General features: G+C 61.6%; 14 protein-coding genes. 7 read left to right on the plus strand and 7 right to left on the minus strand.

Features of this window, described 5'->3' with window-relative positions; genetic code table 11:
* Positions 1–4 precede the first annotated feature (4 nt).
* From kefC to BLT00_RS16150, 4 genes are all read right to left on the minus strand, one after another.
* Positions 5–1,831 carry a glutathione-regulated potassium-efflux system protein KefC gene (gene kefC, locus BLT00_RS16135; protein WP_092144531.1) on the minus strand — a complete coding sequence of 609 codons (1,827 nt, stop codon included), beginning with the start codon at positions 1,829–1,831 and terminating at the stop codon, positions 5–7.
* Between the two features lies 1 nt (position 1,832).
* Positions 1,833–2,354: a glutathione-regulated potassium-efflux system oxidoreductase KefF gene (gene kefF / locus BLT00_RS16140; RefSeq protein ID WP_092144533.1), complete on the minus strand. Its 522-nt coding sequence runs from the start codon at positions 2,352–2,354 to the stop codon at positions 1,833–1,835.
* 177 nt (positions 2,355–2,531) lie between these two features.
* The gene (locus tag BLT00_RS16145) at positions 2,532–3,878 is read right to left on the minus strand and encodes an ATP-binding protein (RefSeq protein ID WP_092144535.1); all 1,347 of its coding nucleotides are present in this window, start codon (positions 3,876–3,878) and stop codon (positions 2,532–2,534) included.
* Positions 3,875–4,585, minus strand: a complete 711-nt coding sequence (locus BLT00_RS16150) for a response regulator (protein WP_092144537.1) — start codon at positions 4,583–4,585, stop codon at positions 3,875–3,877. Before BLT00_RS16150 ends, BLT00_RS16145 begins: the two co-directional genes overlap by 4 nt.
* 223 nt (positions 4,586–4,808) lie before the next feature.
* On the opposite strand from BLT00_RS16150, the gene BLT00_RS16155 reads away from it, so the two are divergent.
* The 4 genes from BLT00_RS16155 (at position 4,809) to BLT00_RS16170 (ending at position 7,830) form a co-directional block, all read left to right on the plus strand.
* Positions 4,809–5,597, plus strand: coding sequence for an MlaA family lipoprotein (locus tag BLT00_RS16155; protein WP_092144540.1), 789 nt, complete (start codon positions 4,809–4,811; stop codon positions 5,595–5,597).
* Complete coding sequence (locus BLT00_RS16160; RefSeq protein ID WP_063320533.1) at positions 5,590–5,826, plus strand: hypothetical protein; 237 nt, start codon at positions 5,590–5,592, stop codon at positions 5,824–5,826. The genes BLT00_RS16155 and BLT00_RS16160 overlap by 8 nt, the downstream gene beginning before the upstream one ends.
* A 153-nt stretch (positions 5,827–5,979) precedes the next feature.
* A complete protein-coding gene (locus BLT00_RS16165; RefSeq protein WP_063320534.1) occupies positions 5,980–7,281 on the plus strand; it encodes an Nramp family divalent metal transporter in 1,302 nt (433 codons plus the stop codon).
* Between the two features lie 69 nt (positions 7,282–7,350).
* A complete protein-coding gene (locus tag BLT00_RS16170) occupies positions 7,351–7,830 on the plus strand; it encodes a VOC family protein (RefSeq protein WP_092144542.1) in 480 nt (159 codons plus the stop codon).
* 120 nt (positions 7,831–7,950) lie between these two features.
* Here the strand turns inward: BLT00_RS16170 and BLT00_RS16175 are convergent, their stop codons facing one another.
* Positions 7,951–8,352, minus strand: coding sequence for a RidA family protein (locus BLT00_RS16175; RefSeq protein WP_092144544.1), 402 nt, complete (start codon positions 8,350–8,352; stop codon positions 7,951–7,953).
* Between the two features lie 132 nt (positions 8,353–8,484).
* Between BLT00_RS16175 and BLT00_RS16180 the strand changes: the two genes are divergently transcribed.
* The 3 genes from BLT00_RS16180 (at position 8,485) to BLT00_RS16190 (ending at position 10,603) form a co-directional block, all read left to right on the plus strand.
* Positions 8,485–9,414: a LysR family transcriptional regulator gene (locus tag BLT00_RS16180; RefSeq protein WP_063320537.1), complete on the plus strand. Its 930-nt coding sequence runs from the start codon at positions 8,485–8,487 to the stop codon at positions 9,412–9,414.
* A complete protein-coding gene (locus tag BLT00_RS16185) occupies positions 9,411–10,145 on the plus strand; it encodes a CPBP family intramembrane glutamic endopeptidase (RefSeq protein WP_092144546.1) in 735 nt (244 codons plus the stop codon). Before BLT00_RS16180 ends, BLT00_RS16185 begins: the two co-directional genes overlap by 4 nt.
* A gap of 65 nt (positions 10,146–10,210) precedes the next feature.
* Positions 10,211–10,603, plus strand: a complete 393-nt coding sequence (locus BLT00_RS16190) for a GFA family protein (RefSeq protein ID WP_092144548.1) — start codon at positions 10,211–10,213, stop codon at positions 10,601–10,603.
* 5 nt (positions 10,604–10,608) lie between these two features.
* Here BLT00_RS16190 and BLT00_RS16195 read toward each other — a convergent pair whose 3' ends face one another.
* On the minus strand, positions 10,609–12,057 hold the full coding sequence (locus tag BLT00_RS16195) for an aldehyde dehydrogenase family protein (protein WP_092144550.1): 1,449 nt from the start codon (positions 12,055–12,057) through the stop codon (positions 10,609–10,611).
* A gap of 203 nt (positions 12,058–12,260) precedes the next feature.
* Positions 12,261–13,442: an NAD(P)/FAD-dependent oxidoreductase gene (locus BLT00_RS16200; RefSeq protein ID WP_092144552.1), complete on the minus strand. Its 1,182-nt coding sequence runs from the start codon at positions 13,440–13,442 to the stop codon at positions 12,261–12,263.
* Positions 13,443–13,556 lie beyond the last annotated feature (114 nt).

A 13,556-nucleotide genomic window follows, 5' to 3' on the forward strand; every position in this document is an offset into this window, starting at 1 on the left:
CCGGTCAACCCGGCGTCTTGTCGGTTTCGTTGCGATGGTGTTCCTGCCAGTTGTCGACGGGGCGGGCACGGTCTTCGTTGAACATGTCCGTGAGCAGCGCGTTGGCGCGCCGATAGGCATCGTGGCGAAACTTGAGGTCGTCTTCCGGCTGGGCGACGATCTCCTCCAACATCTTGAGGTTCAGCCGGCGGAACTGATCCGCCCGCTCACGCGCTTCGTAAGCCCCGACGCCCATGTGCTCCAGTGCACTGCGACCCAATGCCAGCGCGCTCTCGAAGGTTTCCCGCTCGGCCGCCTCCACGCCCATCTGTCGCAGGGTGATGAGGTGGCCCATGTCCCGCGCCCGCACGATCAACTGCAACGCGGGGAAGTGCTCCTGGGCCAGCCGGGTCAGCGTCAGGTTGTCTTCTCGATCGTCGATCGCATTGATCAACACCACCGCTTGGGCCGCGCCGGCTGCGTGCAGCAGATCAAGGCGCGTGGCATCGCCATAAAAGACTTTCACGCCGAATTTACGCAGCGTCTCGATGTTGTCAGGGTCGTGATCCAATACCACCACTTCGACGCCGCAAGACATCAGCAGGCGTCCGGCGATCTGCCCGAAACGGCCGAACCCGGCGATGATCACCCGTGGGTTCTGCTGGTCGACGAGGTCGGATTCGCGTTTGTTTTTCTTGGCGACGGACTCGAACCGATCCAGCAACACGATCAGCAAGGGCGTCAGGCACATGGACAGGGCCACCGCCAGGGTCAGGCTCTTGCCCCATTGATCGGTCAAGATGCCGGCCACGGTCGCCGCGCCAAACACCACGAAGGCGAATTCGCTGCCCTGGCCCAGCAACACCGCCTGCCAGGAGCGCTGGCCGGCGGGGACGTTGAGGAACCGGCCCGCCATCTTGATCACCAGCAGCTTGATCAGGATGAAGCCCAGGGTCAGGGTGACGACTTTCAGCGGTGCGTCGATCAGGGTGCCGAAATCGATCGACATGCCGACACCGATGAAGAACAGGCCCAACAACAGGCCTTTGAACGGTTCAATGTCGCTTTCCAGGGCATGGCGGTATTCGGAGCTGGCCAGCAGCACGCCGGCGAGGAACGCGCCCATGGCCATCGATAAACCGGCTTCCTCCAGCAGAAAACCGAAGCCGAACACCAGGAAAAGCGCCACGGCACTGAAGATCTCGCGCAAGCCTGACCGCGCGGCGAAGCGCAGCAGCGGTCGCGTCACGTAGCGCCCCAACAGCACGACGATGGTGATGGCAGCGACGATTTTGCCAATCGATAGCAACAGCGCCGTGCCCGAAGGCGTGTCGCCGTGGGCCGACAACAACGGGATCATTGCCACCAGCGGAATGGCCGCGATGTCCTGGAACAGCAGCACGGCGAAGCTGCTGCGCCCGACCGCGGTGGCGGTCAGGTTGCGTTCGTTCATCGCCTGCATGGCGATGGCCGTGGAGGACAGGCTCAGGGTCAGGCCGACCAGCAGCGCTGCCGTCCAGCTCAGGTCAAGGGCCGTGCAGAACAAGCCAATGGCAGCGCCACAGGCGAGCATCTGCAGGGCGCCACCACCGAACACCATCTTGCGCAGGGCCCAGAGCCGTTTGGGGTCGAGCTCGAGGCCGATGATGAACAGCATCAGCACCACGCCGATTTCAGCGAACTCCAGGATGGCTTTTACATCGGTAATCAGCTTCAGCCCCCACGGGCCGATGATGCACCCGGCCAGTAGATAACCCAACACCGGGCCCAGGCCAAATCGAACGGCAATGGGTACGATCAGCGTCGCCGAGGCCAGGTAGATGAGCATTTCAATCAGGCTGTGAGTTTCCACTTCAATCTTCCTTCCAGGCGGCCAGGCGAGCGGCATAGTGTTCGATTTGGACGTGTTGGGCATCCGCTTCGGCGGCATAGGCGCCATGCACGACAACCGGCTCCAGCCAGCGCATGCCGCAATAGAGGGCCGTGGCGTGGAGCGGTTGGGCCAGTGCGGCAAAGCCTGGGTAGCCGCCGATCTGGAAATGCCCCTGATCGCCACCGGTGGTCACGGCCCACAGCAGGGACTTGTCCTTGAGCGCCGTGGCGCCTTTGCCATAGGCCCAGCCGTGGGTGAAGACTTTATCGATCCACAGCTTCAGCAAGGGCGGTGTGCTGTACCAGTACATCGGGTGCTGGAGCACGACCAGCTCTGCTTGTTCCACCGCACGCTGTTCCGCCTCGACGTCGATATCGAAGTCGGGATAAAGCGCATAGAGCGAACGTATGACCACGTCCGGGTTGGTCGACACTCGCTTGAGCATCTGCTGGTTGACCCGCGATTTGTCGGGGTAGGGATGCGCATAAATGATAAGAATCATCGGTGAATTCCTTGGTTTGGCTCCGTCGATTCCTGTCTGTCGTGAGCGCGAACGATGGCATTGAGTCGAGCGATACAAACAAGAGCGCCTTCCCGGAACAGGGCCCAGGCCGGAAAAACCGGACATCCTACCGAGGAAGGCGCTGATTGTTTAGCGCGGATCGTCACATCGGGCACTTCAGTCAAGCGGCAGCGAGACCCTGGCCTCCAATCCGCCGCTTTTTCGATTGCGCAGGGTCAGCGTGCCGCCATGCTCCAGCACCGTCGCCCGGGCCGCCGACAGGCCCAGCCCGACGCCGCCAGTGTGCTTGTTGCGAGAACCTTCGATGCGAAAGAACGGCGTGAAGACCTGCTCAAGGTATTGGGCGTCGATGCCCGGCCCTCGGTCCAGGATGCGAATGTCCACACGGTGGGCGTCGGCTTCGAGTCGAACCGTCGGCTGGCCGCCATATTTGATCGCATTGTCGATCAGATTGACCAAGGCGCGTTTGATGCCGATGGGGCGGCCGACATAGACGAAGCGCTGGGCACCTTTGAACGCGACCTCGGTGCCGGCGTCCTTGAGGTCATCGACGATGGTGTGCAGCAGCTCAGCCAGGTCGAACGCGGTGGCGTGTTCAAGCCGGGCATCGTCGCGGAAGAACTCCAGGGCTGAGTTGACCATCGCCTGCATTTCGTCCACGTCCCTGAACAAGCGCGATTGTTGTTCGGCATCCTCGATGAACTCCCCGCGCAGGCGCATGCGGGTCAACGGCGCGCGCAAGTCATGGGAGATGGCGGCGAGCATCTGCGTGCGGTCCTGTAGAAAGTGCTTGAGCTGGGCCTGCATGGCATTGAACGCGAGGATCGCCTGGCGGATTTCGTGGGGGCCGATGACCGGAATCGGTGGTGCCTGGTGGTCGACGCCAAAGCGCCGGGCGCCTTTGGCGAAACGTTCCAGCGGTGCGGCCAGGTGCCGGGTGGCGATCAGCGCGACGATCAACGTCGAGAGCAGGATCAGCGCGATGATGATCCCGTTGCGCGCCCATTCGCCCAGCCCCCAACTGCGCGACGGCACGGAGAAGATCACCCACGAATGGTCGGCCAATTCGATGATCACCGCGTAGCGTGCATCCGGTTGGTCGGCCGGCCAGTCGCCCGGTTCGTAGGCTTCGATCCTGGCGTCCGGCCGACCCAATTGTTGGCGCAGGAGCGTCGAACCTTCACTGAACTCCGGGTCGTCGATCACCGGCAACCGCGCGTCTTCATGCCGTTGCAGCCATTGTGCGTTGAACGCCTGGTCGCTGGCGGCCCTGGCAATCGCGGGGCGTTGTGCGGGGGCGACGGAGTCAATGATGCGGGTGATGGCGGCGGCCTTTTCCATCAGGCCGGTTTCCATCAGGGGAGGGCGCGCCCAGGCACCGGCCAGCAGGCTGAACAGCTCATTGAGGGCCAACAAGGTCAGCATGGCGATCATGGTGGTCAGGGCGATCCAGCGCGCTACCGTGTCCCGTGGACGTTGGGAGCCCGAGCGCGAGGGCTTCATCGCTTCACCACATGGGGGCTGAAAAGGTAGCCGCTGTTGCGCACGGTGCGGATCATCGACGCCCCGGTGATGTCGGTCTCCAACTTGCGCCGCAAGCGGCTGACCTGGACGTCGATGCTGCGGTCAAACGCCTCGAAGGTTTCGCCGCGGGCCAGGTCCAGCAACTGCTGGCGCGTCAGCACCCGGCACGGGTGTTCGGCAAACACCAGCAGCAGTTCGAACTCTCCGGCGGACAGCGGGATCATGACCTTGTCCGGTGAGCGCAGTTCGCGCCGGGTAACGTCCAGTTGCCAGTTCTCGAACTCCAGGATCGGCCGGGAGGCGTCGCTCGACGCGTCCCTGGCTTCACCAGTGCGCCGCAGGACCGAACGCACCCGGGCCAACAGCTCCCGGGCGTCGAACGGTTTGGTCAGGTAATCGTCCGCCCCCAGCTCCAGGCCGACGACGCGATCACTCAATTCGCCCATGGCGGTGAGCATGATGATGCCGACCGTGTGCTCGGCCCGCAGTCGTTGGCAGAGCACCAGCCCATTGTCGCCCGGCAGCATGACGTCGAGGATGACGAGGTCCGGCACCCGACGCTGCACCGCCTGCCACAGGGCATTGCCGTCGGCGGCCACCTCCACGCTGTAGCCATGTTGTTCGAGGAACTTGCGCAAGAGGGCGAGGACTTCGAGGTCATCGTCCACCAGTAATAAATGGCTCACGGTGGGCACGCAGGGTAATGAATACAGGAGGCGATACTAGGGGCAATCCAGGGCCTGCGTCATATATTTCAATCCGGCAATAAAGTTGCCGACGGGCAATATTCCGGAAATCTCCAGGCAAAGAAACAGCGGCAGGATGGCCCCGATGTCAGTCAGTTAAACAGCCAGTGTTCGGCTTTTAACCGGCATAGGCAGCCCCCATTCCTCGCCGAGATCACCCTGTATGCCGATCACCAGACCCGCTCCGTTGCTTGTTCGATCCACCGTTGTGGTTGTATTGACGGCATTCACCAGTGGTTGCTCCAGCACACCCGCTGCAAAACCGGGCGTGTGTGAGCGCGCGGCCTATACCGTTCACGATCCCGCAGAACCGGTCAACCGCGGCATCTTCGCGTTCAACCGGACCGTGGATGACTATGTGCTGGCCCCGGTCGCCCGTGGTTATCTCAAGTTGCCGGAGATGTTCCAGGCCGGCGTCCACAACTTCGTGGCGAACTTCGGTGAGCCCAAGGTGTTCATCAACGACCTGCTGCAAGGCAATGCACAACGCTCGGTCAACACACTGGGGCGGTTCGTCATCAACACCACGGCGGGCATCGTCGGGCTGATCGACGTGTCGGGCGAGCTGGGCATCGAGCGCCATAAGGCCGATTTCGGCCAGACCTTCGGCGTCTGGAACGTCGCCCCCGGACCGATCGTGGAACTGCCGTTGCTGGGCAGCGCCAACCTGAGGGACGCGTCGGGCAAGGTGCTGAGTTTTGCCGTCGACCCGTTCGGCGACAACAGCAGCACCGTCGACACCCTGGGTACGATCAACACCGTCGGTGGCGTTGTCGATGGCCGCGCCGAGGCATTGCCGCTGACCGACCAGTTGCAGGCCCAGGCGGATTACTACGCGGCGCTTCGCGATGCAACGGCGCAGCGGCGTGCCGATTTTGTCGCGCAAGGGAAGTTGGGGGCGGTAGTGCAGGACCATCCGCAATGCCAGGACGGAACCGCCGCTGATGAGTAGCGAGGTGTTGGTCCTGCATCGGCGAATGCGCACGCTCGATCCGGATGTGCTGCATTGCCGTGAGGTTGAACTGCGGTTGGCCGAGGATGGCCGCCACGTGCTGCTCAAGCGTTATGTCGAGTTGTATCGCCATGAGCACGTCAGTTGGTGCGCCATCCAGCAGCATCGGGTGCCGTTGGCGAGGATGGTGCGCTGGATGGTCGATAACGGCGAGCAGGAGAGGGGTTAGTGGCAATTTGCTCTTGGAATGCAACGGTATCTAGGGAGCGGATACCATGAAACATTTCTACATAATTAGGCAACAATAATGGTTGTACGACGTCGTATCTAATATGTTCGACTGTGGCCGTTTCTCACAAAAAAAATAACGGAGATTCCATCCATGACGAGCATTCCTTCCGCTGAAGGCCAGGCTGCGGCGCCCGCGCAAGGCCGTTTTGTACGCCTGCTCAAGCTTCTCGGCCCCGGCATCATCGCGGTCCTTTCCTGGCTGGGCGCAGGCGACTTGATCACTTCATCCGTGGCCGGCGCGAATTATGGCTACGCGATGATGTGGGTACTGGCGGTCTCTCTGCTGCTGCGTTACCTGATCGTCAACATCATTGCGCGCTTCCAGCTCTGCAATAACCAGGGCATGACCATCTTGCAAGGCTATGCCCAGCTCAATCCGTTTTTCGCCTGGTTCCTGTTGGTGTATGCGTTGCTCATGGGGCACCTGATGAACGCTTACATGATCAAGGGAGCTGGCGAAGCCTTGGCCATGTTGCTCAAGGTCGACTATCCACTGCTGTGTTCGGTGGCGGTGGTGTTGGCGGTGTGGATGCTCGTCGGGCGCAATATCTATTCGATGATTGAAGGCGTGATGAAAGGACTGCTGGCGATCATGACGCTGGCGTTCCTGGCCCTGGCGGTGATGTCCGGCCCGGATGTCGCCGGCATCGTCAGAGGCACCATCGGCTTCAGTATCCCGCCCGATGAAGGGGTGCACGGCGCGTTGCTGGTGGCCGTCTCGGTGATCGGTGCGGTGGCCGGTTCCATCGCCAACTTCGTTCATCCGTATGTCATGCGCCAGAAGGGGTGGGTGGGGCCTGAACACAAGCGTATCCAGCGTAACGACCTGCTGTTTGCGGTGTTTGTCGGGATCGTCATCAACCTGGCCATCTGGATCGTCGGTGCGGAAATCCTGCGACCCAACGGCATCGAGGTCAAAACCCTGGGCGATTTGGGCAAGGCCTTGGAAATGTTCTTCGGTTCGATCGGTTGGTACGTGTTCTTTATCGGTGTGTTTGCCACGCTGTTCGCCAGCATATCCGGCAAGACCACGGCGTTCCCGATGCTCATCACCGACGCCTTCCAGCACGTACGGCCCGAGCGCCGGGAGCGTTACGGCAAAGAGTTCCACCGTGACCCGATGCACAAATGGTTCATGCTGTTCATCCTCGTGACACCACTGATCTGGTCGCTTCCCGGCATGCCGGACTTCGTCACGCTGACCATCGGCGTCAATGCGCTGAACATCATCGGCTTGCCGGTGATTTCCCTGGGCCTTCTGATCATGTCCAACCAGAAGTCCCTGCTGGGCAAGGAGTACCGCAACAACCTGTTCGAGAACATCGCGTTGATGTTTGCCACGGGCCTGGCGTTGTGGGTTGCGTTCCAGTTGGGGGTCGATCTGTTTACCTGAGGCCCGGCCATCTGCAACTTTCGGGGGGACTGCTAGACTTTATCGTCCAGTCCCTTTCGGAGAAGCGGAATGAACAATAAAAACAGGATCTGCCTCTGGTACGACGGCAATGCCCAGGAAGCTGCGCAGTTCTATGCCAAAACGTTTCCCGACAGTGAGGTGAACGCCGTCTACCAGGCCCCGAGCGATTATCCGTCGGGCAAGGAGGGCGATGTGATCACGGTGGATTTCACGGTGATCGGCATCCCTTGCATTGGCCTCAACGGCGGGCCGGTGTTCAAGCACAGCGAGGCCTTTTCATTCCAGATTACAACTGAAGACCAGGCCGAAACGGACCGCTTGTGGAACGCGATCATCGACAACGGCGGCCAGGCCAGTGCCTGCGGCTGGTGCAAGGACAAGTGGGGCTTGTCGTGGCAGATCAGCCCGCGTGTGTTGCTTGAAGCGGTCGCCAGTCCTGACAAGGCCGTTGCCAAGCGGGCCTTCGAGGCCATGATGACGATGACCAAGATCGACATTGCGGCGATTGAGGCGGCGGTGAAAGGTTAGCCGGCGCAGCACTTCCATTCCCTTGTGGGAGCGAGCTTGCTCGCGATGGCGTCGGCACAGCCAACAGTGATGCAAGCTGACCCACCGCTATCGCGAGCAGGCTCGCTCCCACACTCGATATCACGAGGTGGTTTCGGGCAACCTGGCAATCACCTTGATCTCGAACTGAAACCCATATAGCCACGTCACGCCCACCGCCGTCAGCGTCGGATGCGGCGCGCTGCCCCAGAACTCGGGTACAACGCTCCAGACCCGCTCAAAGGTCGATTCGGGATCGACCATGAAGACCGTGACGTCCACCACATCGTCAAAACTGCAATGGGCGGCAGCCAGAATCGCCTTCAGGTTGTTGAACGCCAGCCGAACCTGAGCCTCCAGGTCTGGCTCTGGCGAGCCCTCGGCAGTACTGCCGACCTGTCCCGAGACGAACAGGAAACCATTGGAACGAATCGCCGGCGAATAGCGATTGCGCTCATAGAGTGCCTGGCGTCCAGGTGGGAAAACCACGTCGCGCTGTGTCATGAGTACCTCCATCAAAGAGTGGGTTCCAAACGTTGAACGCACTCTAGGGGCTTGTGTCCTGGCGATAAACGAGCAACCTTGGCGATCACTGTTTGTAGAATCCAAACAATCGGATCGACACCCGAGGCACAGATGGATCGTTTTGATGCAATGCAAGCGTTCGTTCGAGTCGTGGAGGCGGGCAGCTTTACCAAGGCGGCTGAAACCCTGCACATGAGCAAAACCACCGTGACCCAATTGGTGCAGCAGCTCGAGGCACGGTTGCGGGTCAAGTTGCTCAACCGCACCACGCGCAAGGTCAATGTCACCGCCGACGGCGCGGTTTATTACGAGCGGGTGATCCGGCTGCTGGCCGACATGGACGATGCCGAGACCAGCGTGTCCGGCGCCCAGGCGCTACCTCGCGGGCGACTGCGTGTGGACGTGCCGAGCCCGCTGGCCGCGATGATCCTGATACCGGCCTTGCCGGCGTTCTACGCGCGATACCCGGACATCCAGATCGACATGGGCGTCAGTGATCGCATCGTCGACATGCTCGATGAAAACGTCGATTGCGTGGTGCGCGGCGGTGAGTTGAGGGATCAGTCGCTGGTCGCCCGACGCGTTGGCGATCTCGCCCTCGGCGTCTTCGCCGCCCCGAGTTACCTGGCACGATTTGGCCTGCCCGCGCATCCGCGAGAACTGGAAGATTCGCACCACCGCACCGTGGGTTTCCTGTGGGCACGCACCGGCAAATCCTTGCCCTACGCCATGCGCCGTGACGGTGAGCTGCTCCACGTCAAAGGGCGTTACTCGCTAGCCATCGACGACGGCAACGCCTACCTCGCGGCTGGTTTGGCGGGGCTGGGGGTGCTCTGGCTGCCCAAGTACATGTCCAGGCCTCATGAAGCGCAGGGTGAGTTGGTGCCGCTGTTCGAAGACTGGCACCTCGAGCCGATGCCGCTGTATTTGGCTTATCCTCCGAACCGGCACATCAGCGCCAAGCTGCGAGTGTTCATCGATTGGGTTGTGGAACTGATGGCGCAACATGCGCCGGTTGACGCCAAGGGAAGCGCGCAATGATCGCCGAAGGACTCGTTGTACTGCTGGACTACACCCTGTATCTGCTGCCGGGCCTGGCGCTCTTCGGCCTCTGGTTCGCGTTGACGCCCAAGACCCAGACAGCGTTGCGTATCGTGATTGTGCTATTGGCGTTCGTGTTGATGCGCGATGCGATGACGCCCTTGGGCATGTGGTCCCTGAACGGCGATCTGCAGATTGGTTTTCTGGCCAACCCGTTCGTCCTGGCGATGTTGGGCGCTTTGTCGCTGCTGTTGGTCGCGTTGAGCGCGCGCCTGTTGCCGGACTTGTGGCAACTGGTCGTTCTATTCAAAGGCAATCGATTGGCTGGCCTGGTCCTGGGCATCGCCGTGGGTTGCTTGATCGGCTTGCCGCTGCGGCTTTATCAAGGGGCTGAAACGGCGATTCCAGGTTATTGGGCCTGGCTGTTCGGCATGACGGTGCTGGCCTACGGAGCCAACGCCCTGGAAGAAGTGTTGTTTCGTGGTTTCCTGCAGGGCTACCTCGAACTGCACGTCAGCGCCTTGCGAGCAGCGCTGATCAGTGCCGTGGCGTTTTCGGCGCTGCATGCTTTTCTCGCCTTGAGCGTCACCCCACTCGGTTGGCCCGTGTTGCTGTTTACACTGATAGAGGGCCTGGCCTGCGGGCTCATTCGCATGCGCTACGGCGTCGTGGCATCGAGCGCTACCCATGGGACGGCAATATTGCTGATCGCAGTGCCGATGATGAGTTAAACCAGGAACAGGCAGGCGCGGTCGAAGGTTGTATCTCGATCGCTCGACGACAGAGGAGACCCACCATGGACCGATTCACCGGCGGTTGCCTATGCGGCAACGTGCGTATCGAGGCCTCGGGCCGTCCGTATCGGGTTGGCCTCTGTCACTGCCTCGACTGTCGCAAGCATCACGGGGCGTTGTTCTACGCGGCTGCCGTGTTCCCCCAGGATGCCGTGACGATCGAGGGCGAAACACGGGATTACGCCGGGCGCTTTTTCTGCCCTCGCTGTGGCTCGTCGGTGTTCGCCCGTACCGGCGATGAAATCGAAGTGAACCTCGGCACGCTGGATGCCCCCGATCAACTGGTGCCCACCTACGAAAGCTGGACCGTGCGCCGTGAGGCCTGGTTGCCGGCGTTTCCGTTCAGCCGACATTACGCGCATGATCGCGAGGGCACCGGGCGGGCTGAGGAGTAGGGCGCTCATTCGAAGCCGACAATCGCCTTGGTCTCCAGATACTCCTCGAAACCGTGAACCCCATACTCACGACCATTGCCCGAACGCTTGTAGCCACCGAACGGTGCCATCGGGTTCCACGCCGGGTAGTTCAACAGCACTTGCCCTGCGCGGATACGCGACGCAACGGCGCGCACAAGATCAAGGTCCTGACCCTGGACATGCGCCCCCAGCCCATAGACGGTGTCGTTGGCGATGGCGACGGCTTCATCCACCGTGTCATAGGCAATGATGCACAGCACCGGGCCGAAGATTTCTTCCTGGGCGATGCGCATGGCGCTGTCGACCTGCGAGAAAACCGTGGGGCGGGTGTAGAAGCCTTGTTCAAGACCCTCCGGGCGTCCTGGGCCACCGCACACAAGCTTGGCTCCTTCATTCATGCCGACTTCAATCATGGCTTGCACGCGATTGAACTGGGCCTCGTTGGCGATGGGACCGAGTACGGTTTCTTCCAATTGCGGATTGCCCACGATGATCGCGTTGGCGGTGGCGGCAGCCAACGCCTCGACTTCTGCCAGCCGATTCCTTGGCACGATCATGCGGGTCGGTGCGCTGCACGATTGGCCGACGTTGCGAAAAGCCGACATCACGCCCGACGGTACGGCCTTGGCGAAGTCGGTGTCGGGCAACAGCACGTTCGGTGACTTGCCGCCCAACTCTTGGGTAACGCGCTTGACCGTAGGGGCGGCTGCCTGGGCCACCAGTGCGCCCGCCCGGTTCGAGCCGGTGATGGAGATCAGGTCGATGTCGGGATGCGCCGCCATGGCCGCGCCGACCTCGGCACCGCTGCCGTTCACCAGGTTGAAGACGCCGGCAGGCAGGCCTGCGTCATGCACCAATTGTGCGAAGAGCAGGGCGCTCAGGGGCGACAGTTCGCTGGGTTTCAACACCACCGTGCAACCGGCGGCAATCGCCGGGGCGACTTTGGCGGTGATTTGGTACAGCGGCCAGTTCCACGGCGTGATGAGGCCGCAGACGCCAATGGGTTCGCGTTGAATGGCCGTGCCATGCTCAATCTTCTGGAAGGTGTAAGTGGACAGCACATCGCGGGCCACTCGAACGTGTTCGGCGGCCAGCGGCACTTGCATGGCCCGTGCGAAGCCGATGGCCGCGCCCATTTCCAGCGAGAGCGCCTGGGCCAGTTCTTCTTTGCGTTCAAGGATCAGTGCATGGATCTTTCCCAGGATTGCCACGCGGGCATCCACCGCAGTCGAAGACCAGCCGGCAAAGGCTGCGCGAGCCGCCGCTACGGCGCGGTCAACGTCTTCGCCGGACCCTCGGGCGACCTCGGCAATGACGTGCTCGGTAGCGGGATTGACCACGGGCAGCGTGGCCGGGTATGCCGGAGACAGCCAGTCACCATTGATATAGAACTGCTGGGACGTAGGCGAGGTGTTCAAAAAAGGGGTGGTCATCCAACGGGCTCCCATAGAGCGGTGATAGCACTGCCGGCGACAGATCCTGAGGCCGTTTTCTTCTCGATAAACTAACAAAGCGGCCCGGAAGGGATATGCCGTTCTCAAGCCTGGCAAAGAAGAATCTGCTGTATCTGCCGGGCTAACTTGGCAAAAAAATGGCGACGCCCGTCCAGGGCAAAAAGGGCGCCCAGTCGCCTGTGTCAAATGAGTCTGCCGGTGCCGGGCGTGCTCATCTGAGGCATTGTCAGAGCGGTCGGTTCGGTGAACCTGCGAATATCGAAGGGGCTGATCAGGGTGCGGGTGCTGCCGGTGCTGATCAGCTCGGCCATGACGTCGCCGACGCCCGGGCCGAGCTGGAAGCCATGCCCGCAGAACCCAAAGGCATAGAACAACCCCTTGACCTTGCCGCTTGGGCCCATGATCGGCAGCGAGTCTGGCGTATAGCTTTCGATGCCGCTCCACACCCGGATGATGTTGAGGTTCGCCACCCCGGGCAGCAGGCGGCTCATCTGTTGCATCTGGTTGAGCAGGCTCTCGGGCTTGAAGTAGGCGCGACGGTTGATCATGTCCGGTTTGCAGCGGTTGCCGCCGCCGATGATGAGATTGCCTCGGGGGATCTGCCGGAAATAAATCACCTCTTCCTTTATCTTGGTGAACACGCCGATCACGGTCGGCAAGGCATAGGGCACAGGTTCGGTGACCGACATCTGTGGGCCATTGGCTTCCAACGGCACCGCTTCGTCGAATTGCTCGGACAGCTTCGCCCCCCACGCGCCCGCCGTGATCAGCAGTTGCTCAGCGATGAATAGCTGGCCGTTGGTGGTGGTCACGTGGAAATGGTCATTCTCCTTTCGTACCGTGGCGACTTCCATTCGCTCGCGGATGCTGGCCCCGGCCCGTGTCGCCGCGCGGGCAAATGCCGGGGCTGCCAGGCGCGGGTTGGCGTGGCCGTCGTGCGGGGCGTACGAGCCGCCCTTGACCTGCGCGCCGAGGAACGGGAAACGCGCGTGCAACGCCTTGCCGGTGATGATCTGCAAGTCCAGCTCCCGGGCTTCGGGGGCGGCGGCGTAGGCTTCAAGCTCGGCGATTTCGTCCTCGCGATAACAGACGCGCATATGGCCGCTGGGGATGAACTCCAGGTCATCGCCAATCAACTCGGGGAGCCGTTTCCACAATCCGTACGAGCGATTCGACAGTTCCAGTTGGCCGAGGAATCGCCCTTGGCGTCGCACGTTGCCGAAATTCACCCCACTGGCGTATTGGCCGATCAGATCGCGTTCCAACAGGGTCACCGAGTGCCCACGCTGGCGCAGAAAGAACGCCGACGCCGACCCCATGATGCCGCCGCCGATAATCAATACATCGCTTTTTTCTGGCTTCATGATATTCCCTCGAAAATCCTCGACCGCGGTTCAATAGCAATACAAGACCTGGCCAGCCCCCTGTGGTGAGGGAGCTTGCTCCCGCTGGGTCGCGCAGCGGCCCCAAAAAAAGCG

The sequence above is a fragment of the Pseudomonas sp. NFACC51 genome (assembly GCF_900103575.1).
Taxonomy (GTDB): Bacteria; Pseudomonadota; Gammaproteobacteria; order Pseudomonadales; family Pseudomonadaceae; genus Aquipseudomonas; species Aquipseudomonas fluorescens_Q.